Source organism: Nocardioides secundeburneus (assembly GCF_039939255.1).
Taxonomy (GTDB): domain Bacteria; phylum Actinomycetota; class Actinomycetes; order Propionibacteriales; family Nocardioidaceae; genus Nocardioides.
The window spans coordinates 61,389-83,202 of the sequence record NZ_JBDUUE010000002.1 but is presented as its reverse complement, the minus strand read 5'-3'; the positions used below and the strand labels follow the sequence as shown (position 1 = coordinate 83,202).

Genomic DNA, 21,814 nt, shown 5'->3' with positions numbered 1-21,814 from the left:
TACTCAGTCTCCGACGGTCGCCGGCTGCGCGTCGAAGCCGTGCTGGAGGCACCACACGACCGCCTGGGAGCGGCTGGTGACCCCGATCCGGCGGTAGGCGCTGCGGATGTAGGTCTTGACCGAGTTGATCGACAGGTAGCTGTGCGCGGCGATCTCCTGGTTGCTCAGGCCCTGGGTGATGAGCGTGAGCACGTCGATCTCGCGCGGGGTCAGGCCGACGTCGTGGCCGAGCCGGTGCTCGACCGCGTCGGGACCGCCGGCGGCGTCGGCGACAGGGTCGAGGCCGGAGGCGCCGAGGACGGCGGCGAGCAGCTCGTCGTCGTCGACGCCGAGCGAGAAGAAGCCGTCGGCGCCCCGCGCCAGGGCGCGTGAGGCGAGGTCGGGGCGCAGGTCCGGCGAGACGACGAGCACCGCGGCGCCGGTGTCGCGGACGAAGAAGTCGAGGTCGGCGCCGTCGCCCTCGTGGAGGCCGATCGCGTCGTAGAGGATGACGTCGGGCTGGTCCGCGCCGATGCCGGTGAAGAGCTCGACCACCGTCACCTCGACCGGATGGTGCCCCAGCATCGTCTCGAGCCCGTTGCGGACGACGTCCAGCGGGCTCACGACGGCGACGCGGCAGGGCCGGTCAGTCGTGGTTGGGTCGGTCATGTCCCCTGTCTAGCCCCTGCCCCCTGTCCAGACCACCGGCGTCACCCCTTCGGGGGGTGCCGACCGGCACAGAACCGGTTCTTTCATTCGCAGGGGTGAACGGGGCGCACCAGGCCCACTGCCACCCGTGCGGATGGACGTCCCCGCGCTCCGCGCGCGACAGCATCGAGAACGTGCAGCTCCCCCATCCCCGGGGCGCCCTCGGCGCCCACCTGACCACCCTGCTCCGGACCGACCCGCGCACGGCCGCGACGATCGACGACGCCCCGACCGCCGACAACCCGGACGACGCCGCGCTCAGCCTGTGGATGCTCCACGAGCTGCACTACCGAGGCTTCGACGACGTCAGCGACCGGTGGGAGTGGCACCCCGCGACGCTGACCACCCGGGCCCGCCTCGAGGCGGCGCTCGAGGCGAGGTTGCGCGTCGAGATCGCCGACGCCGCCATCCCCCGCACCGACGACCTCGTCGACGACCTGCAGACGATCATCGAGTCCGACGACGGCCGCTCCCTCGCGCGCCACGTGCAGCAGCACGCCTCGCGGGAGGAGACCGAGGCCCTGTTGCGGCAGCGCTCGATCTACCACCTCAAGGAGGCCGACCCGACCAGCTGGGTGGTCCCCCGCCTGCCCGCCCGGCCGAAGGCGGCCCTGCTCGAGGTGCAGTTCGACGAGTACGGCAACGGCGACCCGGCGCGGCTGCACCACGTCCTGTTCGAGCAGGGCCTGTCGGCCGCCGGGCTCGACGCCGCCTACGGCGCCTACGTCGACGAGGCGCTGCCCGAGGTGCTCGACCAGAACAACGTGCTGTCGATGTTCGGGCTGCACCGTCGTCTGCGCGGGGCGGCGCTCGGGCACCTGGCCGCGTTCGAGGCCACCAGCTCGGTGCCGTCGCGCCAGCTGGCCCAGGGCCTGCGCCGGCTCGACTTCCCCGAGGCGATGGCGTCGTACTACGACGAGCACGTCGCCGCCGACGCCGTCCACGAGCAGCTCGCGCTCCGCGACATCTGCCAGACGCTGGTGGCCGCCGAGCCCGCCCTGGCCGACGACGTGCGGTTCGGCGTGTGGGCCTGCCTGACCCTCGAGAACCGGACGGCGACGGCGCTGCTCGAGGAGTGGGCGGCATGAGCGAGCCGGCCGCCTCGCGACCCGACATCACCTTCTGCCCGGGCGGGCCGATGCTGGTGCGCGGCCGCGTCGTGATCGAGGACGAGGACGGCGAGCAGCACACGAGCACCCGGCCGGTCTCGGCGGTGTGCCGGTGCGGCAAGTCGGCCCTCGCCCCGTGGTGCGACGGGACGCACAAGCTGCTGCCCGGCTGGCGCTAGGAGACCCCGGCCTCAGCGCACCAGCCGCAGGACGACGCCGCGCGCGGCCCGACGTCGTCCGCCGTCGGCCCAGCCGTCGGCGACGGCGGCCTCGAGCAGCACGTCGGCCTGCCCGTCGGTGCCGAGCTGCAGCAGCAGGCTCGCCCCGGCCGGCAGCGCGTCGCGGGCGACGTCGATGCACGTGCGGGCGACGTCGAGGCCGTCGTCGCCGCCGTCGATGGCACCGGTCGGGTCGTCGGGGAACCGCTCGACCTGGCTGGTCGGCACCCAGGGCGGGTCGGCGAGCACGAGCGCGAACGTCTCACCGTCGTGGACGGCGTCGACCAGCGTGGCCTCGCGGACCTCGACGCGGTGGTCGACGCCCGCGCCCTCGGCGTTGAGGCGGGCGAAGGAGCAGGCGACGGGGTCGCGGTCGACCGCGACGAGACGTCGGTCGGTGCGGGCCGCCACGAGCAGCCCGATGTGCCCCGCGCCGGTGCACAGCTCGAGCACCGGGCCCGCCGGGGCGTCGTCCAGCAGCTCGGCGGCCCACTGCGACTGCAGGGCCGTCCACGGCCGCGGCTCGAGCACCCGCTCGTCGTACTCGATCACGACGCCGTCGATGCGGACCGAGCGCCGAACGTGGGTGTCCATCCCACCACCCTGGCCGACCCCGACCCGGGCGACATCCCCGCGCAGGGGTGATCGGTCCTGTGGCACCATGCCGAGGTGCCCGCACGTCCTGTCCGCATCGCGATCGTCAACGACTACGACCTCGTCGTGGCCGGCATCGCCGCCGTGCTCGCGCCCTACGGCGACCGGGTCGAGGTCGTCGAGCTCGACGCCGGCATGTCCGTCGTGAGCGACGTCGACCTGGTGCTCTACGACTCGTTCGGCCAGGTCCAGGGCGACGCCGTCGTGATCGACGACGTGGTCGGCGACTCCGGCGCCCGGCTCGTGGTCTTCAGCTGGAACACCGACGACGGCCTCGTCGAGCGCGCGTGCGCCGCCGGAGCCGCCGCGTACCTGTCGAAGGGCCTGACCGCCGACGAGCTCGTCGCGGCCATCGAGCGGGTCGCCGACGGCGAGCAGGTGCGTCCCGCGGGCTCGGCCGTCGACGACTTCGGCCGCTGGCCGGGCGACGAGCTCGGCCTCAGCTCACGCGAGGCGGAGGTGCTGGCCCTCATCTGCCAGGGCTTGAGCAACCAGCAGATCACCGAGCGGGCGTTCATCGGGCTCAACACCGTGAAGACCTACATCCGCACGCTCTACAAGAAGATCGGCGTCACCAGCCGCACCCAGGCCGTGCTGTGGGGCATCGAGCACGGCTTCGAGCCCGACCGGCTCCGCGTCGTCGTCGACCGCGACCGCTAGGGCCGCGGCCGCTCGGCCCTCAGGGCGCCGGCCGCGTCGGCCGGCCGAGCCGCTCCTGGTGCTGCTGCACCATCGCCGCCGCCACGTCGCGCAGCTTGGTCTCGGTGGTCGCCGAGACGCGGGTCAGGTAGGCGAAGGCGGTGTTCTCGTCGAGGTCGAGGCGCTGCATGATCATGCCGAGTGCGAGCCCGATGACCTGCCGGGTCTGCAGGGCGGCGTTGAGGTTCTCGATGCGACGGGCGTGGCCGAGCGCGAGCCCGGCGTGCGCGGCGAACAGGTCGGCCATCTGCACGGCCTCGTCGGTGAGGGCGTCGGCCGAGGTCGAGTACATCGACAGGGCGCCGACGGTGTGCTCCTCGGCCAGCAGCCGCACGCCGACGTAGGAGCAGACGCCGAGGTCGACCGCCCGTGCGGCGAACCGGGGCCAGCGCGGCTCGTCGCCGAGGTGGTCGGAGCGGATCAGGACGTCGACGTCCATGACGTCGAGGCAGGGCCCCTCGCCGAGCTCCTGCTGGAGGTCGGCGAGCGTGCGCGCGACGTCGTCGGTGGCCGCCACCGTGTGCATGGGGTCGTCGGTCAGGCGCACCGAGATGCTCACGTGGTCGGCGCCCGGCGTCGAGTCGCGGGCGACCGTGACCAGGGTGTGGAGGGTGGTGTCGAGGTCCTGGGGGGTGCGGAAGTCGCGCGAGACCTGGGTCAGCGCAGCGACCACGTCGAGAGGTCGGGACAAGGGATCGGAGGCTCCGTGCTGCCAGAGATACCCGCTGGGGTATGCCCGTGCCGCGCGGAGTCGCTGTTCGGCTCCGCCAGAAGACGAGGCGAGACCTTAGCAGCGGGTGGCCGACCCCCCTGCGGGTGAGGCGGCCTCAGAGACCGTGGGTCACGCCCCACAGGACGGCCTGCGAGCGGCTGCCCACGCCCATCTTGCGGTAGGCGGTGCGGACGTAGGTCTTGACCGAGTTGACCGACAGGTCGAGCTGCGCGGCGATCTCGGCGTTGCTGAGGCCCCGACAGACACCGCGGATGACGTCGTGCTCGCGCGACGACAGCGCCGGCCGGCCCGGCCGCAGTCCGGTCGCCGCGACGCGGTCGTGGTGCACCTGCTCGACGACCTCCAGCAGCCGGTCGGCCCCGACGCTCAGCGGCAGCACCACGGCCGCACCGAGGTCGCAGGCCCGGGTGACGGCGGCGGGGCGCGGGTCCCAGGACAGCGCGATGCGCGGCACGTCCGGTGGACGGCGGCCGGCCCGTTCGTCGTCCGGCTCGAAGACGTCGACGTGGGCGCGTCGGTACTCGTGGTCGGCCAACAGCTCGACGCGGTCGGGCCACGGCCCGAGCAGGGAGTCGAGGCCGGCGCGGACGACGACGGAGGTCGAGAGCGAGACCCGGACCGGGTCGAGGCGCGGGGCGAGGTCGTGGGGGGTGAGGGTGGACGAGGCGGTCATGAGGCCTCTTCTGCCGAGGCCGGCCAACGGGTCGGGTTTCGGCCCGGCCGGCTCGCCCAGTCTAGGGGCGGTCCGGGCGCGGTCCAGGCGCAGGTTCACCCTTTGGCGTGAGCCGCTTCCGGGGACGCGCGCACCCCGGCAGTGACAGGCTGCGGTCGTGGGTAGTGAAGACCATGTCGATGCATCGCGCCCGGTTCGCGTCGCCATCGTCAACGACTACGAGATCGTCGTCGCCGGCATCGCCGCCGTGCTCGAGCCCTACGCCGAGCGGGTCCAGCTCGTCGAGCTGACCGCCGGGCTGCCGGTGGTGAGCGAGGTCGACGTCGTCCTCTACGACACGTTCGCGCAGCGTCAGGACAGTCCCACGCCGCCCGACGAGCTGGTCGGCGACCGGGCCCGCCTGGTCGTCTTCAGCTGGGACGGCGAGCGCGACCTCGTCGCGGCGGCCCTCGACAACGGCGCGTCCGGCTACGTCTCCAAGGGCGTGACGGCGTCCGAGCTGGTCGACGCGCTCGAGCGGGTCCACGCCGGCGAGCGCGTGGTCTCGGCCCCGACGCCCGGCCGCCCGGGCGAGGCGGGCGGGTCGCCGGCCGAGATCGCCACCACCGGGCGGTGGCCCGGTGACGACTTCGGGCTCAGCGCCCGCGAGTCGGAGGTGCTCGCCCTCATCTGCCGCGGCCTGTCGAACGAGGAGATCACCGCGCAGGCCTACATCGGCATCAACACCGTCAAGACCCACATCCGCACGCTCTACCGCAAGATCGGCGTCAGCCGGCGCACCCAGGCCGTGCTGTGGGGCCACGCCCACGGCTTCGAGCCCGACCGGGCCCGCGACCTCGGTCCGTGACGCGCGCCGGCCCGGGGTGCGCGCGGGTCAGTGGTCGACGGGCAGGTGCTCGAGCGAGTCGAGCAGGCTCTCCGCCGCCAGGTCGACGAGCGCCTCGACCTCGTCGAGGTCGAGCGGGGTGACCTCCTCGTCGACCGGGGTCAGCCGGGACTCGTAGCGCACCTCGACCAGGCCTCCCGGCAGCGCCGACAGGGAGATGCGGGTCAGCACCACCAGCCCGCGCGCCGTGCCGCGCCATGCGGCGACGTGCTCGGGGTCGCGCTCCGTCATGACATAGTCCACCTCGGTCCGGCTGCCGTGGAACTTCATCACGTTGCGGTAGGTCGAGCCGAGGCCGCCGTCGCCGCTGGTGCGCGCGGTGGAGACGGTCGGTGGGTCCCACTCCTCGGTCGTGGTGAAGTCGGAGACGAACTGCCACACGGAGGCGATCGACGCCTCGACCGTCAGGGTCCGTGCGACGACGGGCACCGCGCTCTCCCCTCCTCGGTCACATCATGTTCACGTCCAGGCCTGTCATCGAGGTTCCCCTCCGGGGGCGGCTGGGACCGCACCCGGAGGGGTGGCCGGTCGACCGGCGTCAGGCCGCGGCGGTCTGGCGGTCTGACCGCTCGTCCTCCAGGGCCCCGCGGACGACGTCCAGCACGTCGCCGACGACGTGCACCGTCAGCGCCTCGAGCACCTCGGCCGGGACGTCGTCGAGGTCGGGCTCGTTGCGCAGCGGCACGAAGACCTCGGTGAGGCCGGCCCGCTGGGCCGCGAGCAGCTTCTGCTTCAGCCCACCGATCGGCAGCACGCGGCCGTTGAGGGTGACCTCGCCGGTCATGCCGACCACCGAGCGCACCGGGCGGCCGGTGGCGAGCGAGGTCAGCGCGGTGACCATGGTGATGCCGGCCGACGGGCCGTCCTTCGGCGTCGCACCCGCGGGCACGTGCACGTGGATGGCCCTGTCGTCGAAGAAGCTCGCGTCGACGCCGAGCGCGTCGGCGTGCGACCTCACGAACGACAGCGCGATCTGCGCCGACTCCTTCATGACGTCGCCGAGCTGGCCGGTCAGGGTGAGCCCCGCCGTCCCCTCGTGGGCCGAGGCCTCGATGAACAGCACGTCGCCGCCCAGACCCGTGACCGCGAGGCCGGTGGCCACGCCCGGCACCGCCGTCCGCTCGGCCGACTCGGGCGTGAAGCGCGGGCGGCCGAGGAGGTCCTTGAGGTCGGGCAGGTCGACGTCGACGCGCTCGGCGCCGGTCGCGAGCCGGGTCGCGGCCTTGCGCAGCGCCTTGGCCAGCAGCCGCTCGAGCTGGCGGACGCCGGCCTCGCGGGTGTAGTCGGCGGCCAGCTCGCGCAGTGCGGCGTCGGTGATCGAGAACTCGTCGACGGTGACCGCAGCCCGCTCGAGCTGGCGCGGCAGCAGGAAGTCGCGGGCGATGGCGACCTTGTCGTCCTCGGTGTAGCCGTCGATGGTGACCAGCTCCATGCGGTCCAGCAGCGGGCCGGGGATCTGCTCGACGACGTTGGCGGTCGCGATGAACAGCACGTCGGACAGGTCGAGGTCGAGCTCGAGGTAGTGGTCGCGGAAGGTGTGGTTCTGCGCGGGGTCGAGCACCTCGAGCAGGGCGGCCGAGGGGTCACCGCGGTAGTCGGAGCCGACCTTGTCGACCTCGTCGAGCAGGACGACGGGGTTCATCGACCCGGCCTCCTTGATCGCCCGGACGATGCGGCCGGGCAGGGCACCGACGTAGGTGCGGCGGTGGCCGCGGACCTCGGCCTCGTCGCGGACGCCGCCGAGCGCGACCCGCACGAACTGACGCCCGAGCGCGCGGGCGACGGACTCACCGAGGCTCGTCTTGCCGACTCCCGGAGGCCCGGCGAGCAGGACGACGGCGCCGGAGCCGCGACCGCCCACGACCTCGAGGCCGCGCTCGGCGCGGCGGGCCCGGACGGCGAGGTGCTCGACGATGCGGTCCTTGACCTCGTCGAGCCCGTGGTGGTCGGCGTCGAGCACGGCGCGGGCGGCGGCGACGTCGGTGGAGTCGGTGGTCGTGGTGCCCCACGGCAGGTCGAGCACGGTGTCGAGCCAGGTGCGCAGGTAGGCCGCCTCGGGGTTCTGCTCGCTGGAGCGCTCGAGCTTGTCGACCTCGCGCAGCGCGGCCTCGCGGACGGCGTCCGGCAGGCCGACGTGGGCCTCGACCCGGGCGCGGTAGTCGTCGGCGCCCTCGGGCTCGCCCTCGCCGAGCTCCTTGCGGATGGCGGCGAGCTGCTGGCGCAGCAGGTACTCGCGCTGGGTCTTCTCCATGCCGTCGCGCACCTCCTCGCCGATCTTGTCGGTGAGCTCGACCTCGGCGAGGTGCTCGCGCGTCCAGGCGATGAGGGTGGTCAGCCGCTGCTCGACGTCGGGTGTCTCGAGCAGCTCGCGCTTGCGCTCGTCGGACAGGTACGGCGCCCAGCCGGCCGCGTCGGCGAGTGCCGAGGGGTCGGTGAGCCGGTGCACGGAGTCGACGACCTGCCAGGCCTCGCGGCGCTGCAGGAGCGCCACGACGAGGCGGCGGTAGTCGTCGGCGAGCTCGTGCGCGTGGTCGGTGGCGGGCTCGTCGTCGAGCACGTCGACGTCGACCCACAGGGCGGCGCCGGGACCCGTCGTCCCGCTGCCGATGCGGGCACGGCGTCCGGCGCGCAGGACGGCGGCGGGGCCGCCGGAGCTGAGGCGCCCGGTGCGCTCGACGGTGGCCAGCACGCCGTGGGAGGCGTAGCGGTCGTCGAGGCGCGGGGCCAGGAGGAGGGTGCTGTCGCTACCGGCGCGCGCGGCGTCGAGGGCGGCCTGGGCGGCGTCGTCGAGCTCGACCGGCACGACCATGCCGGGCAGGACGACCAGATCGGTGACGAACAGGACGGGCAGTGCGGTGGTCATGTCCGGCTCAACGGAGGGACTCTCCGTTTGTGTTCCGGTGTTCGTCGTGGGCGAACGGGAGGCCGCGGCGGACTACTCGACCGCGAGCATCACGTCGCTGGCCTTGACCAGCACGGTGACGGCGTCGCCGGGCTTCACGCCGATCTCGGCGAGTCCGGCCATCGTGATGGACGACGTGACGGTCTGGCCACCGACGTCGACGGTGACGGTGGCGTTGACGCTGCCCTCGGTGACCTCGAGGACGGTGCCCTGGAGCTGGTTGCGGGTGCTGAGGCGCATGGCCCCAACGTAACGGACCCTCGGCCCGCGTCTCTCGACGCGGGCCGAGGGTCCGAGACGGCCGGTCAGCCGACCGTCACGGCGAAGCGCGCGGTCTGCTTCGAGGCCACGAACGAGCCGTTGCCGGCGGAGGAAGCGACCGCGGTCCAGCGGCCCCGGCCGAGCCGCGGCAGCACGACGGTGGCGACGCCGCCGCGCAGGCCGGCGGTGACCGTGCGCGTGCGCCCGCCGGGCTTGGTGAGCCGGACGGTCACCGGGCCGGCCGGCCTGGCCACCGTGGCCGGGCCGGTGACGACGACCCGGGCACGGCCGGCCTTGCCTCGCACGCCGGCGGTCGGCTTCCGGGTGACCGTCACGACGCTGCGGGTGGCGGCCCTGGTCACCACCAGCGCGCGCGTGGCGGCCGAGGGCCGGAGCGAGGGGCCGCCCGCGTAGGTGAGCGTCGCGGCGTAGGTGCCGACCGGCAGTCGGGCCGGGACGGTGAAGGTGGCGACGCCGTCGACGACCGGGGCGGTCTGCGCCGCGCCGACGCCGGTGAGGGTCACCGTGCCCGAGGTGGTCGCGCCCGCGTCGGCGGTGACGGTGGCGGTGATCGTCGAGGTCCGGCCGAACGCCTTGCGGGGCGCGCCCGCGGCCGTGGTGGTCGAGGCGCGCACCGGGTCGTCGAGGTCGAGCTCGATCGGCGTCTCGGTGTCCTGGCTGGTGTTGGAGTGCGCGTGGGCCTGCCAGGTGTAGACCGAGTAGGCCGTGGCCGGGTCGAGCCGGTCGAGGGGCGCGACCAGGGTGCGGGTGAAGGCACCGTCGACGATCTGCTGCGGCATGACCCAGTCCGAGGCGGCGAAGGCCGACTGGTCGAGCCGGGTCACGTCGGGCAGGCCGCCGGACTCGGCGATGCCGACGTAGACCCCCATGTCGCCCGGCCGCGTGGCGGCGCGGAAGCCCGTGCCGGCCACGTCGACGCTGACGCCGTCCGCGACCGAGGTGCCGGTGACCGTGGCCGTCACCACGGGGGCCTCGGTCCGGACGGCGACGTCGAACGGCAGCGGGGTGCGGTCGGCGTTGGCGTTGACCTGGCCGGCGTAGACGAAGGCGGGCACGGCGGGCGTGCCTGTCGGGTCGCCGGCGAGGAAGGCCTGGAACGCCGGCGACCACGCGCCGTCGAGACCCGCCCACGCGGCGCTGTCGCTGGTGATGGTCGCGTCGGAGGCGGAGTTGCCCGCGAGCGTGACGACCTCGACGCGCTCGGGGCCGCGCTGCGGCGCCTGCGCGGGGTCGTAGGTCAGGTCGGGCGCGGTGCCGGTGACCGACTGGCCGTAGCTGACGACGGCGCTGACCGTGCCGTTGCCGGACGGGTCGAGGTCGACCTGCAGGTCGGCGAGCCGGAGCCACGCCCCGCTGGTCTTGGCGAAGTTGACCGAGGTGCCGGAGAACGCGAGGTCGGCGCTGCCGTCGGGCGCGACGACGCCGTCGCCGGCGCCGAAGCCGGTCAGCCGCTCGGTCTCGGCGAAGGTCGCGGGTGCGACGTAGGCCGCCGGTAGCGGGTTCGGGCGGCCGAAGGTGGCCGAGCTGAGGTACGTGGAGAGGCCCCACGTGAGCGACCCGTCGTCGACGGAGCCGGTGACGGCGGCGTGGGCGGACGTGGGCACGAGCACCGAGACTGCTGTGACCGACGTGGCGATGGCGGAGGCGGCGGCCAGAACGGCGGCGGCGACCCGGGGACGTGCGGACATGTAGGTGACCCTAACTGAGGTCTGCCTTACCTAACTTGGCGGCCCGATCCCCGGACACCGGCGCCTCAGCGCAGGCGGTCGGCCAGTGCCCGCCCGAGGTCGCGTCCCGAGCGCCACGCGGTCTCGACCTTGGGCTTCGGCCCCCATCCGTCTCCGCACGCCGCGACCACCCGTGACCCGACCCGCTCCATCAAAAAGGGCTCCGGTCGCTCACCCGTGGGCCGGGCCAGGCTCCACCGGTGCAGGTAGGTGCTCGCCGGCTCGGCCAGCCCGAGCAGGTCGCGCAGCGCCTGCGTCATCGGCCCGGCGGCCCGCTCGGGCTCGGCCAGGTGGGGCTCGGCGAACGACGACGTCGAGTGCGCCACGAGCACGGGCGCGCCGTCGCCGCGGCGACGCCCGTCGTCGGCGACCCAGCCGAGCACGGGGTGGTCGTTGACGAAGGCCCCGTCGAGGTCCCACGACCGCTCGTCCCAGCGCGCGGCCAGGGCGAGCACCGGCTCCGACCCCCGGTCCAGCCGCTCGCGGACGCCGTCGAAGGCGTCGTCGGCGGGCAGCAGGCGCACGGCCTGGGTGTCGGGCACGGCCAGCACGACCACCTCGGCGTCGGGCAGCGCCTCGAGGTGCCGGCCGAGCTCGACGTCGAGACCATCGGCGAGGTCCTCGACGAGCGAGCGCAGGCCACCGGACGCGCCCCACCGGACCGGGCCGGTCGTCGTCCGCGGCTCGGCGTCGGGGGCGAGCACGTGGAAGGTGTCGGTCCACGGGTGCGCGAGCCCGCGCCGCTCCCAGTCGGCGACGACGTCGGCGAAGTCGCCGTCGGCGGTGAGGTACGACGCGCCGAGATCGACGGGGCGGTCGTCGAGGCGCCGCGAGGCCATGCGCCCGCCGGCGCGGCGGCCGCGGTCGACGAGCCGCACCGGCACGCCGGCCGTCACCAGCTCACGCGCGCACGCGACGCCCGACAGCCCTGCTCCCACCACGACCACGGGTTCCATCCCCCGATGGTCGCAGCGCCGTGGCCACCCCTTCAGGCGACGGAGCGGTGGACGGCGAGGTCAGCGCAGTGACGCGACCACGCCCGCCGCGGCCCGGCGTCCGCTGACGAGAGCCCCCTGGATGGAGCCGGTGTCGCGGTGGTCGCCGCAGACGAACAGGCCGTCACCGAGGTCGACGGGGCGCCGTCCGGTGTAGGGCGCGGGCTGGGCCGGGAGGGCGTGCGGCACCTCGTGCCGCGCGACCACCTCCCACGACGACGGGTCGGCTCCGAGCAGCTCGCCGGCGTGCCGCCGGGCCGAGGCCTCCGTCGTGTCGCGGGCGTCGCCGAGCAGGGCCGAGCCCTGCACGAGGTGCCGACCGGACGGCGCGTAGCTGGGTGCGGCGTCGGAGACGACGGCGCAGTTGACCAACGGTCCCCCGCGGCGCGCGCGGCCGTCGACGTGCAGCAGCCCTGCGGTGTCGGGGGCGTGGTCGGCGGCCCACCAGGTGGTGACCACGCCCTTGGGTGCCGGCGCCTCGACGCCGACGAGGCCGGCGGCGTCCGTGCCACCGGTCGCGACGACCACGGCCCTCGCGGTGTGCCGCGCTCCCCCGGCCAGCACCGCGCGGCCCTCGACGTGCTCGACCGGCGAGCCGAGCACGACCGGGCGGGCCAGCCGGCGGGCGAGCTGCTCCGGCAGGGCCTGCATGCCCTCGCGCGGCACGCCCGGCACGCCGCGGACGAACATCTCGAGCAGCAGGAGCGTGAACACCTCGGCGGTCGAGCCGTCGTCCTCGAGGAGCACGCCGGCAAGGAAGCCGTCGAGCACGCGGCGCAGGAAGCCGTCGGCCCCCGCCCGGTCGAGCGCCGCGCCGCGGCTCGCCCCGCGGCGCGCACCGAGCACGTCGACGAGGGTGCGGCGCGGGTGCGGCACCAGCAGCGGCCCCAGCCACCGCAGCAGCGCGACCACCTCCCCCGGACGGCGGCCGCCGGCGGCGAGCGTCGGGGCGAGCAGGCCCGGTGCTCGCAGGGGGTGGCCCAGCCGCACGCGGGAGCCGTCGTCGGCGAGGGCCACCGCGCCGGCCGCGAACGACTGCAGCGCCAGGGCGTCGACGTCGACGCAGCTCGCGAGCTCGGGGTAGGCCGGGTTCAGCAGCTGGAACCCGCGGTCGACGAGGAAGCCGTCGACGTCGTCGGTGCGGATGCGCCCGCCGACGGCGTCGGCGGCCTCGACCACCAGTACGTCGAGGCCTGACGCCTCGAGCTCGAGGGCACAGCGGAGGCCGGCGAGACCGGCCCCCACCACGATCACGTCAGCCGTCGACCCGCTCTCCACGGCGACAACATCCCACCGCGGGCCCGGCCCGGGCTCACCCCTGGTCGAGGACCTTCTGGCAGGCGGGGCAGGTGCCGAACAGCTCGACGGTGTGGCTGACGTCGGCGAAGTCGTGCTCGGCGGCCTTGGCCGACGCCCAGCGCTCGACCGTGGGGCCGGCGATCTCGACGGTGCGCCCGCAGTGGCGGCAGACCAGGTGGTGGTGGTGCGTGGGGCTGCAGCGGCGGTAGACGGCCTCGCCGCCGTCGGTCTTGACCATGTCGACCTCGCCGAGGTCGGTGAGGGTCTGGAGCGTGCGGTAGACCGTGGCCAGACCGACGGACTCGCCGTCGTGGCGCAGCGCCTCGTGGATCTCCTGCGCGGTGCGGAAGTCGTCGGACGACTTCATGGCCGCCTCGACGGCGCGCTTCTGACGTGTCGATCGTGTCGCGCCCCCACGGGCGACGGCCTGGTCGTTCAACGTGTCCTCCGGTCGGCCGGACGGTGTGCCGGCGAGGTCAGGTTACCGGCATGTACCGCGTCGCCGTCCTCCGTCTGGCTCCGGCGCGAACGGCGCGGGTTTCCCGGCCGGACCGGACCCGAACCTATCGAGAATGGTGTTCACTACGTTTAGTCTGTGCCAGATGCGCCCGCACCGAAAGAGGCACCACCCATCGTGAGCAGCACCGCACCCACCCGGGAGCCCGACGTCCGGCGTCCGATCGGCCAGGTCGAGGTCGTCGCCCTGGTCATCCTCGCCATCCTGGTCAGCAGCCGGTGGCTGGTGCCCCTGCTCGACCACCCGTCGCTGTCGACGTGGAGCACGATCTTCGTCGCGATCGTCATCCAGTCGACACCGTTCCTCGTGGTCGGCGTCATCTTGTCGGCCGTCATCTCCGCCCTGCTGTCGGAGCGGCTGCTGAGCCGGATCATCCCGAAGAACCCGGCCCTCGGCGTCCCGGTCGCCGGCGTGGCCGGGGTCGGGCTGCCCGGCTGCGAGTGCGCGGCCGTGCCGATCGCCGGCAGCCTCATCCGCCGCGGCATCGCGCCCGCCGTCGCGCTCACGTTCCTGCTGGCCGCGCCGGCGGTCAACCCGGCCGTCATCGTGTCGACGGCGGTCGCCTTCCCCGGCCAGCCGGAGTTCGTGCTGGCCCGTTTCATCGCCTCGATGCTGACCGCGGTGCTCGTCGGCTGGTGGGTGCTCTCGCGCGGCGCGCGGCTGCCGATCAGCAAGCGGCTGCGCGACTTCGGCGCCGACATGAGCAAGCGCGAGAAGTTCGTCGAGACGGTGCGGCACGACTTCCTGCACGCCTCCGGCTTCCTGGTCATCGGCGCGATGCTCGCGGCCGCCGTGAACACCTTCGTGCCGCGCCACGTCGTCGACACGGTCGCGGGCCAGGCCGTGCTCGGCGTCCTCACGCTGGCCCTGTTCGCGTTCGTGGTGGCGCTGTGCTCGGAGTCCGACGCGTTCGTCGCCGCGAGCTTCACCGCGTTCAGCGACACCGCCAAGCTCGTCTTCCTGGTCGTCGGGCCGGCGATGGACGTCAAGCTCGCCTCGATGGAGGCGGGCACCTTCGGCGTGCCGTTCGCGCGCCAGTTCGTGCCCGTGGTGATGGTGACGGCGATCCTCTCCGCCGTCGGGATCGGATGGTGGTTGCTGTGAGCGGTTCGGGCGGACGACGCCTGCGCACGCCGTCGATGACGCGGCCGACGCAGGGTCTGCTGATGGCCTTCCTCGGTGCCGTGCTGGTGCGGCTGGCGTTCACCGACGACTACCTGCGCTACGTGACGGCGTGGATGAAGTGGCCGATCCTCGTCAGCGGCGTGCTGCTCGTCGGCCTCGCCGTCGGCCTCGTGCTCTCGGGCCACGAGAAGCACGACGGGCACGGCCACGACGACGGCGACGACGGGCACGGCCACGGCGGCATCCCGCTCGTGACCTGGCTGCTCGTGCTGCCCGGCCTCGTCACGTTCGTGATCAGCCCGCCCCAGCTGGGCTCCTACCTCGCCGAGCGGCGCGCGGGCGAGGCCCAGACGGTGGCCGAGCCGGCCTCGCTGACCGACCTCGAGGGCGACGAGGTCGTGCCGGTCGACGTCACCGAGTTCATCTGGCGCGCCCAGGACGGCGGCACCACGCTCGAGGACCAGCCGGTCGAGCTGACCGGGTTCGTCTCCTACGACCAGCAGGAGAACTGGTACGTCACCCGCATGACGATCGGCTGCTGCGCCGCCGACGCGATCAGCTACCAGGTGAAGGTCGCCGACGCCGACAAGCCGGCCCGTGACCAGTGGGTCAAGGTCACCGGCACCTACGAGACCGGCAGCGGCACCGACGGCACGAACCCGCCGTCCATCGTGGCGACCGGCGTCGAGGAGATCGGCGCCCCGACGCAGACCTACGAGTAGGCCGCCGGTGACCGTCCGAGCGCGATCGCTGGTCGCGCCGCTGGCCGTCGTCGCCGTCGTCGGCGTCGCGCTGCTGGCGCGCGGCCACGACGCGGACCCGCCGGCCGGTGCCGGCGGGCCGCCGGCCGCCGTCGTCACGACCGACGAGTTCTGCGCCGGGTTCGACGACCTCGCCGACGCCCAGGACGCCCACCTGAGCGCCGCGTCGCCGCAGACCGTCTCCGACCTGCGAGCCTCGGCCGACCGCGTGGTCGACCTCGCCGCCGACACCGCGGAGATGTCCGATGACGCCCGGGCGGGGGTCGCCTACGTCGCCCGCGTGTTCCTCGGCCTGGCCGACGACGCCTCCGCCCAGGACCTCGTCGAGTCCGGCGGCACCGCCACCGTGGCCGACGAGCGGCACGCCGACGCACTCGCCGAGTTCGTCACGGCGAACTGCGTGCGCGGGCTCTCGGACGCCAAGTAGCGATCAAAATGAGAACGATTCTCGTTTTGATGTAGTCTGGTCGTCATGAAGCACGCGCTCGCCCTCTCCGCCGTCTCCCTGCTCGCCGTGGGCACCCTCGCCGCCTGCGGGTCCGACGACAGCACGTCGAGCCCCGGAGGCGCCGGCGACGGCCGGCTCTCCGTCGTCGCCTCCACCAACGTGTGGGGCGACGTCGCTGCCTCGGTCGGCGGCGACCTCGTCGAGGTCACCTCGATCATCAGCGACGGCAACCAGGACCCCCACGGCTTCGAGGCCGACGCCGACACGCTCCTGACCGTCGCCGACGCCGACGTCGTCGTCGCCAACGGCGGGGGCTACGACGACTTCGTCGACACGATGGTCACCTCCAGCAAGACCGACGCCGACGTCGTCGACGCCTTCGAGCTGTCCGGCTACGGCGCCGACGAGGGCGGCTCGGAGGAGCACGCCGAGGAGGAGGGCCACGCCGAGGAGGAGGGCCACAGCCACGGCGAGGTCAACGAACACGTCTGGTACGACGTCCCGACGGTCGGCAAGGTCGCCTCCGCGATCGCGGCCGGCCTCGCCGAGGCCGACCCCGACAACGCCACCACCTACGAGGCCAATGCCGCCGCCCTGCAGACCGAGCTCGACGGCCTCACCGCCGCCGAGGAGCAGCTGCACGAGACAGTCGACGGGCGGCCGATCGGGGTCACCGAGCCGCTGCCGGTCTACCTCGCCAGCGCCCTCGGCCTCGTCGACCGCACGCCGGAGGCCTTCTCCGAGGCCGTCGAGGAGGGCGAGGACGTGCCGGTCGCCGTCGTCCAGGAGGTGCTCGACCAGATCGGGGCCGGCGACATCGACCTGCTCTTCTACAACGACCAGACGACGAGCCCGGTGACCGAGCAGGTCCGCGCGGCCGCCGAGGCCGCCGGGGTGCCCGTCGTCCCGGTGACCGAGCTGCTGCCCGAGGGCGAGCACTACGTCAGCTGGATGCAGGGCAACATCGACGCCGTCTCGGCGGCCCTCGCCGCGGCATGACGACCGCGGGCCCGAGCCGCCCCGTGCTCTCGCTGCGGCAGGCGACGCTGCGGCTCGGCGGCCGCGAGCTGTGGAGCGGGCTCGACCTCGACGTCGAGCCCGGCACCTTCGTGACCGTGCTCGGGCCCAACGGCTCGGGGAAATCGAGCCTGCTCAAGGTCGTGCTCGGCCTGCGCGAGCTCACCGCCGGGTCGGCCTCGGTGGCCGGACGCGCCGTGCGTCGCGGCGACCGGCGCGTCGGCTACGTGCCGCAGCACAGCGGGTTCGACGCCGACACCCCCGTCCGCGGCCGTGACCTCGTGCAGCTCGGCGTCGACGGGCACCGGTGGGGCCTGCCGTCGTGGGGCCGCTCGTCCGTCGTCCAGGACCGGCTGCGGCAGGTCGGCGCCGACCACCTCGCCGACGTCCGCCTCGGGCGCATGTCCGGCGGCGAGCAGCAGCGCGTCCGCATCGCGCAGGCGCTGGCCACCGACCCCGACGTGCTGCTGTGCGACGAGCCGCTGCTCTCGCTCGACCCGCGCCACCAGGCCCGCGTCGTCGACCTGCTCGACCGGCGTCGTCGCGACCACGGCACCGCTGTCGTGTTCGTGACCCACGAGATCAACCCGGTGCTCGGCGCGACCGACCTGGTGCTCTACCTGATGGACGGTCGCTTCGTGCTCGGCACGCCCGACGAGGTGCTGCGCAGCGAGGTGCTGTCGTCGCTCTACGGCACCCGCGTCGAGGTCGTGCGCCGCCGCGACCGGGTGGCCGTGCTCGCCGACGAGGCCGTGGGGTTCTGATGGACCTCGCGTTCTCCGACTTCGTCGACTTCAGCAACTACGACCGGCTCGTCCCACTCGTCCAGAACTCCCTCTACGCGGGCGCGCTGCTGGGCCTGCTCGGCGGGCTCGTCGGCGTGTTCGTGATCGCCCGCGACCTGCCGTTCGCCGTGCACGGTGTCAGCGAGATGTCGTTCGCCGGCGCCGCCGCCGCGCTGCTGCTCGGCGGCTCGGTCGTGGCCGGCTCGTTCGCCGGCTCCGTCGTCGCCGCCGCGCTCATCGCCGCCCTCGGCGCCCGGGCCCGCGAGCGCAACTCGGTCATCGGCGTCCTGATGCCGTTCGGCCTCGGTCTCGGCATCCTCTTCCTCGCCCTGCACGAGGGCCGCTCAGCCAACAAGTTCGGCCTGCTCACCGGCCAGATCGTCGCCGTCGACTCGGCGCGGCTGAACCTGATGATCGTCACGACGCTCGCCGTCGTCGCTGTGCTCGCGGTGATCTGGCGCCCGCTGATGTTCGCCTCCGTCGACCCCGAGGTCGCCGCCGCGCGCGGGGTGCCGGTGGGCCTGCTGCACTGGGTGTTCATGATCCTGCTCGGCTGCACGGTCGCGGTCGCCGTCCAGGCGGTCGGGGCCCTGCTCGTGCTGGCCCTGCTGTGCACCCCGACGGCCGCCGCGATCCGGCTCACGACGTCGCCGGTGCTGCTGCCGCTGCTCTCGGCCCTCTTCGCGCTCACCGCCATGCTCGGCGGGACCTTCCTCGCGCTCGGCACCGCCATCCCGATCAGCCCCTACGTGACGACGCTGTCGTTCCTGATCTACCTGGTCGCGCGCGTCGTCGGGCGCCCGGACCGGCGCCGCGAGGTCGCCCCCTCCGGGGGTGGTGCCGTCGGCATCGGTGCGGCCTAGTTTTCGGGCCATGACGACGCCGTTGCTGGCCGAGGACCTGCTCCTGCTGCTGCTCGACGACGAGTCCGGCAAGCCGACGGGCTGGGTCGACCTCCAGACCGTGCTCGGCGGGGCCGTGCTCGCCGACCTCGCGCTGGCCGGGCTCGTCGAGGTCGAGGAGAAGGCGAGCGTCTGGCGCTCGGCGAAGGTCCACGCGGTCGGCGACCGGGTGCCGGACGACGCCGTGCTGGCGGGGGCCCTGCAGACCGTGGCCGCGAAGGAGCGCTCGGCACAGGACCTCGTCGGCCGCCTCGGCAAGGATCTCGACGACACGCTCGCCCGACGGCTCGCCGACCGCGGCATCCTCGAGCGCGAGGACTCCCGGGTGCTCGGCATCTTCTCCCGCACCCGCTGGCCCGCCGCCGACACGACGCGCGAGGCCGTCGTCCGCCGGGCGCTGACGGCGGCTCTCGCCCACGGCGAGGAGCCCGACCCGCACACGCGCGGTCTCGTGGCACTGCTGCACGCCGTCGACCAGGCGCACAAGGTCGTCGACGTCGACGGCGTCTCGAAGCGCGACGTCAAGCGGCGCGCGAAGGAGCTGGCCGAGGGCGACTGGGCGAGCAAGGCCGTGCGCGACGCCATCCAGGCCTCGGTGGCCGCGACCACCGCCGCCATCGCCGCGACCACCGCCGCCACGACCGCCACGACCGCCACGAGCTGACCCGCCGCGACCCGCACCGGGACGGCGCCCGACCGCGCTCGACCCTCCACGGCCGCCCGACGAGCCGGTCCCTAGCCTGGGTCCCATGGCCGACCTGACGTCACGCCGCTGGGCGAGGTTCGCGGTGCCGGCGGTGCTCGTGCTCGCCGTCGTGGTCGCCGTCCTGCTGCTGGGCGGCACCGACGACCCGGAGGCCGGGCCCGGGTCACCGAGCCCGACCATCACAGCCACGGACCCGCCCACGCAGGCCAGCCCCGAGGAGTTCTGCACCGCGTTCCGCGCCTTCGCCGAGGCGCAGTCGACCTACGTCGCGACCCGCGACGAGCCCTCGACGACCGCGCTGCTCGAGGCCGGCGACGAGCTGCTGGGCCTGGGCCCGCCGCTGGGGCTGAGCGACGGCGGCCTCACCAGCCTGCGCGAGCTGATCGACAGCGCGATGTCGGAGACCGGCGCCAACGTCGAGTCACCCACCGGCGCCCCGGCCGACCCCGACGCGTTCAACGCCTACCTGGCGACGACGTGCCCGGCGTGAGCGCCGCTGCGGTCGGGTGCACGACCGCAGCGGCGCGTGGAATATGTCTAGCGAACGGATTGACCAACTGGCATATCGGCAGCCGTCGGCATCGCCGCTAGCCCCATCGGCGGAGACTCTCACCACCGCTCTGCGATCGTGGCGGAGTGGTCCGTGCCGTCCTGTCCGCGCTGGTCGGCCTGCTCGTCCTCGCCGCGCTGCTGACCTGGGCCTACCGTCGCCTCGCCGTCGCGACCGACCTCGCGCCGCGCGGGCGGCGGGTGGTGCTCGGCGTGCTGCTGGGCGGCGTCGCGGTGTTCGTCGTCGGGGCCGCGCTGTTGCGCCGCGGTGATCCGGAGGTGACCCGACCGTTCGTCTGGCTCGGCATGACCGCGATCGCCGTCGGGCTCTACCTGGCCCTGGGGCTCGCCGCGCTCGCCGTCGCCGCGCTCGCGCTGCGGCTCGCCGCGCGGCCCGAGGCCCGGAGGCGGCTGCTGCGCCTGGTCACCCCGGCGGTCGTCGCCCTGGCCCTCGCCGTCACCATGTACGGCGTGGTCGCCGCGACGCGGCCCGGCGTCGAGACGTCGGAGGTCCGCAGCGAGGCCTTGCCCGCCGACCTCGACGGGCTGCGGATCGCGCTGGTCACCGACCTGCACGTCGGCGCGTTGCACGACGCCGGCTGGACCCGTCGCGTGGTCCGCCTCGTCGAGCAGCAGGACCCCGACCTCGTCGTGCTAGGCGGCGACCTCGTCGACGGCTCGCCCGACGACGTCGCGCCCTACCTCAACGCGTTGACCGACCTCGACCCGCCGCTCGGCGTGGTCGGGGTCATCGGCAACCACGAGCTGCTCGGCGGCGTCGACGAGGCCCAGGAGTGGATCGCGGCCTACGAGCAGCGGGGCGTCGACGTGCTCGGCAACGCCTCGGTCGAGGTGGCGCCCGGGCTCACGGTCGCCGGGGTGCACGACGCGACCGGCACCGGCGTCCTCGAGCCCGATCCCGGGGCGGCGCTCGCCGGTGTCGACCCCGACGACTTCCTGCTCTACGTCGCCCACGAGCCACGACAGGCGCACGACCTGCCGCGCGACAGCGGGGTCGATCTCGTGCTCTCGGGTCACACCCACGGGGGCCAGCTCTGGCCGGTGCACCTGCTCGCCGCGCTCGCCGACCCCGTCGTCGCCGGGCAGGGCGTCGTCGACGGGGTGCCGATCGTCGTCAGCCGCGGCGTCGGCACGTCGGGTCCGCCGGTGCGCGTGCTCGCCCCGGCTCAGGTCGACGTCGTCGTGCTGCGCCGCTCCTGAGCCTCGGCCACGACGAGCACCACCGACGCCACGCCGACGACGACGGCGAGCAGCAGCGCCGGCCAGGCCCACCAGGCCAGCAGGTGCCGCAAGCGCACGACGAGCCCGGTGACGACCACGAGCTGCCCGGTCGACGTCGCCACCCACGGCCACGGCGTCCGGACGACGAGTGCGAGCGTGAGCACCAGCGGCGCGGCCACGAGCCAGACCAGGGCGGCGCCGTAGACCGGCGCGTGGCGGAGCAGCGCCCCGGTCAGCCGCAGCGCGTCGGCCGCCCCCAAGCCGAGGGTCGTGGCGGCCGAGCCGGCGACGAACGCGGCGCCGACGAGGCGACCGGGCCGGCGGAGGGTGCTCAGCCCCCGGGCTCGATCTCGGCGATGCACGAGCGGTCGCCCCGCTGCTCGACGGTGACGAGGAACGAGCCCTCGCCGTCCTGGAGCTCCTCCTCGTCGCTGGTGACCGTGACCCGGAACGACCCGGTCGCGTCGCCCTCGACGTCGGAGACCTCGTAGTCGATGTCGGGGTCGTCGGTGCCCGTGGCGTCGCGGGCGGCGTCGATGAGCGCCTCGAGCTCGGCCCGGTCGTCGGGGTCGGGGGCCTCGCAGAGCACGTCGACGCCGGCGTCGACGTCGAGGTCCTCCGCGGCGGCCAGAGCCACGTCGGCGACGTCGTCGACGCTTCGGGCGTCGGCGGCGTCCTTGCTGCCGCCGAGCACGACCACCAGCACGACCACGACCACCAGCACCACCACGACGGCGCCACCGACGACCAACGGCAGCCGATTCCGCCCGGACGACGGCGCCCCGCCGGGCGGCGGCGTCCAGCCCGGCGGCGGACCTGCGGGGGGCTGCCCGGGAGGCGGGCCGGACGGAGGCGTGGGGGGTGGCGGCGGTGCGGCGTCGGACATGGGCGACATCCT

The 21,814-nt window shown here is 74.2% G+C and carries 26 protein-coding genes; 13 read left to right on the top strand and 13 right to left on the bottom strand.

From position 1 onward, the window contains the following. Positions 1–3 precede the first annotated feature (3 nt). The gene (locus ABFT23_RS05380) at positions 4–648 is read right to left on the bottom strand and encodes a response regulator transcription factor (protein ID WP_347893174.1); all 645 of its coding nucleotides are present in this window, start codon (positions 646–648) and stop codon (positions 4–6) included. 173 nt (positions 649–821) lie between these two features. Here ABFT23_RS05380 and ABFT23_RS05375 point away from each other — a divergent pair, with 173 nt between their 5' ends. After that, entirely contained in the window at positions 822–1,775 is a 954-nt protein-coding gene (locus tag ABFT23_RS05375; protein ID WP_347893172.1) for an iron-containing redox enzyme family protein, read from the top strand. Continuing rightward, the gene (locus ABFT23_RS05370) at positions 1,772–1,975 is read left to right on the top strand and encodes a CDGSH iron-sulfur domain-containing protein (RefSeq protein WP_347893171.1); all 204 of its coding nucleotides are present in this window, start codon (positions 1,772–1,774) and stop codon (positions 1,973–1,975) included. Before ABFT23_RS05375 ends, ABFT23_RS05370 begins: the two co-directional genes overlap by 4 nt. Positions 1,976–1,987: 12 nt before the next feature. On the opposite strand, the gene ABFT23_RS05365 is transcribed toward ABFT23_RS05370, so the two are convergent. Further along, positions 1,988–2,608, bottom strand: coding sequence for a methyltransferase (locus ABFT23_RS05365; RefSeq protein WP_347893169.1), 621 nt, complete (start codon positions 2,606–2,608; stop codon positions 1,988–1,990). A gap of 75 nt (positions 2,609–2,683) precedes the next feature. Here ABFT23_RS05365 and ABFT23_RS05360 point away from each other — a divergent pair, with 75 nt between their 5' ends. Next, complete coding sequence (locus ABFT23_RS05360; protein ID WP_347893167.1) at positions 2,684–3,328, top strand: helix-turn-helix transcriptional regulator; 645 nt, start codon at positions 2,684–2,686, stop codon at positions 3,326–3,328. Positions 3,329–3,347: 19 nt separating this feature from the next. On the opposite strand, the gene ABFT23_RS05355 is transcribed toward ABFT23_RS05360, so the two are convergent. Together ABFT23_RS05355 and ABFT23_RS05350 are read right to left on the bottom strand one after the other, a co-directional pair. Beyond that, complete coding sequence (locus ABFT23_RS05355; protein ID WP_347893166.1) at positions 3,348–4,058, bottom strand: GAF and ANTAR domain-containing protein; 711 nt, start codon at positions 4,056–4,058, stop codon at positions 3,348–3,350. Between the two features lie 136 nt (positions 4,059–4,194). Next, on the bottom strand, positions 4,195–4,773 hold the full coding sequence (locus ABFT23_RS05350; protein WP_347893164.1) for a helix-turn-helix transcriptional regulator: 579 nt from the start codon (positions 4,771–4,773) through the stop codon (positions 4,195–4,197). 157 nt (positions 4,774–4,930) lie between these two features. Here ABFT23_RS05350 and ABFT23_RS05345 point away from each other — a divergent pair, with 157 nt between their 5' ends. Next, positions 4,931–5,620, top strand: a complete 690-nt coding sequence (locus tag ABFT23_RS05345) for a response regulator transcription factor (RefSeq protein ID WP_347893163.1) — start codon at positions 4,931–4,933, stop codon at positions 5,618–5,620. Between the two features lie 27 nt (positions 5,621–5,647). Here the strand turns inward: ABFT23_RS05345 and ABFT23_RS05340 are convergent, their stop codons facing one another. From ABFT23_RS05340 to ABFT23_RS05310, 7 genes are all read right to left on the bottom strand, one after another. Then, the gene (locus tag ABFT23_RS05340) at positions 5,648–6,088 is read right to left on the bottom strand and encodes an SRPBCC family protein (RefSeq protein ID WP_347893161.1); all 441 of its coding nucleotides are present in this window, start codon (positions 6,086–6,088) and stop codon (positions 5,648–5,650) included. A 109-nt stretch (positions 6,089–6,197) separates the two neighbouring features. Continuing rightward, positions 6,198–8,522, bottom strand: coding sequence for an endopeptidase La (gene lon / locus ABFT23_RS05335; protein ID WP_347893159.1), 2,325 nt, complete (start codon positions 8,520–8,522; stop codon positions 6,198–6,200). A 72-nt stretch (positions 8,523–8,594) separates the two neighbouring features. Next, positions 8,595–8,801 (bottom strand): TOBE domain-containing protein, encoded by a 207-nt coding sequence (locus ABFT23_RS05330; RefSeq protein ID WP_347893158.1) that lies wholly within the window; start codon positions 8,799–8,801, stop codon positions 8,595–8,597. A 65-nt stretch (positions 8,802–8,866) separates the two neighbouring features. Further along, positions 8,867–10,531, bottom strand: a complete 1,665-nt coding sequence (locus tag ABFT23_RS05325; RefSeq protein WP_347893156.1) for an Ig-like domain-containing protein — start codon at positions 10,529–10,531, stop codon at positions 8,867–8,869. A 65-nt stretch (positions 10,532–10,596) separates the two neighbouring features. Beyond that, positions 10,597–11,526 (bottom strand): NAD(P)/FAD-dependent oxidoreductase, encoded by a 930-nt coding sequence (locus tag ABFT23_RS05320; protein ID WP_347893155.1) that lies wholly within the window; start codon positions 11,524–11,526, stop codon positions 10,597–10,599. Between the two features lie 60 nt (positions 11,527–11,586). Next, positions 11,587–12,843, bottom strand: a complete 1,257-nt coding sequence (locus ABFT23_RS05315; protein WP_347893153.1) for an FAD-dependent oxidoreductase — start codon at positions 12,841–12,843, stop codon at positions 11,587–11,589. Positions 12,844–12,877: 34 nt separating this feature from the next. Beyond that, complete coding sequence (locus ABFT23_RS05310) at positions 12,878–13,303, bottom strand: Fur family transcriptional regulator (protein WP_347893152.1); 426 nt, start codon at positions 13,301–13,303, stop codon at positions 12,878–12,880. 195 nt (positions 13,304–13,498) lie between these two features. Between ABFT23_RS05310 and ABFT23_RS05305 the strand changes: the two genes are divergently transcribed. The 9 genes from ABFT23_RS05305 to ABFT23_RS05265 all read left to right on the top strand — a co-directional run bounded on the left by ABFT23_RS05305 (position 13,499) and on the right by ABFT23_RS05265 (position 20,895). Continuing rightward, positions 13,499–14,485, top strand: a complete 987-nt coding sequence (locus ABFT23_RS05305; RefSeq protein WP_347893151.1) for a permease — start codon at positions 13,499–13,501, stop codon at positions 14,483–14,485. Further along, a complete protein-coding gene (locus ABFT23_RS05300; RefSeq protein WP_347893150.1) occupies positions 14,482–15,228 on the top strand; it encodes a TIGR03943 family putative permease subunit in 747 nt (248 codons plus the stop codon). The genes ABFT23_RS05305 and ABFT23_RS05300 overlap by 4 nt, the downstream gene beginning before the upstream one ends. 7 nt (positions 15,229–15,235) lie before the next feature. Beyond that, positions 15,236–15,694, top strand: a complete 459-nt coding sequence (locus tag ABFT23_RS05295) for a hypothetical protein (RefSeq protein WP_347893148.1) — start codon at positions 15,236–15,238, stop codon at positions 15,692–15,694. 45 nt (positions 15,695–15,739) lie between these two features. Then, entirely contained in the window at positions 15,740–16,714 is a 975-nt protein-coding gene (locus ABFT23_RS05290) for a metal ABC transporter solute-binding protein, Zn/Mn family (RefSeq protein WP_347893147.1), read from the top strand. After that, positions 16,711–17,496: a metal ABC transporter ATP-binding protein gene (locus ABFT23_RS05285; protein WP_347893145.1), complete on the top strand. Its 786-nt coding sequence runs from the start codon at positions 16,711–16,713 to the stop codon at positions 17,494–17,496. The genes ABFT23_RS05290 and ABFT23_RS05285 overlap by 4 nt, the downstream gene beginning before the upstream one ends. After that, positions 17,496–18,380, top strand: coding sequence for a metal ABC transporter permease (locus ABFT23_RS05280; RefSeq protein WP_347893144.1), 885 nt, complete (start codon positions 17,496–17,498; stop codon positions 18,378–18,380). The genes ABFT23_RS05285 and ABFT23_RS05280 overlap by 1 nt, the downstream gene beginning before the upstream one ends. A 10-nt stretch (positions 18,381–18,390) precedes the next feature. Further along, positions 18,391–19,083 carry a GOLPH3/VPS74 family protein gene (locus ABFT23_RS05275; RefSeq protein ID WP_347893142.1) on the top strand — a complete coding sequence of 231 codons (693 nt, stop codon included), beginning with the start codon at positions 18,391–18,393 and terminating at the stop codon, positions 19,081–19,083. Between the two features lie 85 nt (positions 19,084–19,168). Continuing rightward, positions 19,169–19,615 carry a hypothetical protein gene (locus tag ABFT23_RS05270; protein ID WP_347893141.1) on the top strand — a complete coding sequence of 149 codons (447 nt, stop codon included), beginning with the start codon at positions 19,169–19,171 and terminating at the stop codon, positions 19,613–19,615. Between the two features lie 146 nt (positions 19,616–19,761). After that, a complete protein-coding gene (locus tag ABFT23_RS05265; protein ID WP_347893140.1) occupies positions 19,762–20,895 on the top strand; it encodes a metallophosphoesterase in 1,134 nt (377 codons plus the stop codon). Here the strand turns inward: ABFT23_RS05265 and ABFT23_RS05260 are convergent. Beyond that, positions 20,862–21,278: a hypothetical protein gene (locus ABFT23_RS05260; RefSeq protein ID WP_347893138.1), complete on the bottom strand. Its 417-nt coding sequence runs from the start codon at positions 21,276–21,278 to the stop codon at positions 20,862–20,864. The two genes, ABFT23_RS05265 and ABFT23_RS05260, sit on opposite strands and share 34 nt — an antisense overlap. Then, positions 21,248–21,802, bottom strand: coding sequence for a hypothetical protein (locus ABFT23_RS05255; protein ID WP_347893137.1), 555 nt, complete (start codon positions 21,800–21,802; stop codon positions 21,248–21,250). The genes ABFT23_RS05260 and ABFT23_RS05255 overlap by 31 nt, the downstream gene beginning before the upstream one ends. Between the last annotated feature and the right edge of the window lie 12 nt (positions 21,803–21,814).